This is a genomic window from Paenibacillus sp. GYB006, assembly GCF_036577645.1.
Lineage (GTDB): Bacteria > Bacillota > Bacilli > Paenibacillales > Paenibacillaceae > Paenibacillus.
The window spans coordinates 1-720 of the sequence record NZ_JARBDA010000053.1 but is presented as its reverse complement, the minus strand read 5'-3'; the positions used below and the strand labels follow the sequence as shown (position 1 = coordinate 720).

The 720-nt window shown below is 33.9% G+C and carries 1 protein-coding gene; it reads left to right on the top strand.

All coding sequences use genetic code 11. The features are described 5' to 3' along the window. The first annotated feature begins 308 nt into the window (after nucleotides 1-308). Nucleotides 309-518, top strand: coding sequence for a hypothetical protein (locus tag PV403_RS24830; protein WP_213532843.1), 210 nt, complete (start codon nucleotides 309-311; stop codon nucleotides 516-518). The last annotated feature ends 202 nt before the right edge of the window (nucleotides 519-720 follow it).

Genomic DNA, 720 nt, shown 5'->3' with positions numbered 1-720 from the left:
ATGCTGCTATAGCATACGCTCTTTTATACTTAGCTAGTGTTATATCTGTCTGTACAGTAGTAATTCTAAGAAAAATTACTCAATTAAAAAAATGAACTACTCATTTGAACTAACGAAAAAACGATAGTTCAAGAAGAAAATGTAAGCAACCGATCAATAGACCGGTTGCTTTTTCTTTAAGCTACTCGGCAGGATAATGCAACTATTCAATCACTAAAAGCGTTATACTCAAAGGGCTTAGCTTGTCAAGAACGCCTATATAATTTCGTGTAGGGAGAATAAATAATCTTCGATAGGGAGGAATATCTATGGAGCCGAAAGAAGAAAAATTTCCGAATGATAACAGCATGGAATCAATCGGAAGTTTAACAGAGAATGAAGCGAAAACTTTCTTGAACCTTATATATGCGATTTTGAAAGATAACGAGATCCCGAGCGAAAAATTGATTTCACATGTATTATTAATTTACGAGAAACGAATACCGAAAGTCGTTAAAGCAAGACAGAATAATAATTAATCATTAATTAGCTGAGCATGTGCTTCGGTAGCTTAGCTTTTTGTTAACAGGCGTTGGACTGATTAAACTAACGAAAAAACGATAGTTTAATTAGAAAAAGTAAGCAACCGATCAATAGACCGGTTGCTTTTTCTTTAAGCTCCTGGACAGTTTAGGACCCATATTCACATTGCATGGATTAATAATGAAACCTACAATTTTA

What these genes read in the sequence shown, in the direction of transcription:
- PV403_RS24830 (WP_213532843.1), top strand. Translation starts at nt 309, where the DNA reads ATGGAGCCGAAAGAAGAAAAATTTCCGAATGATAACAGCATGGAATCA.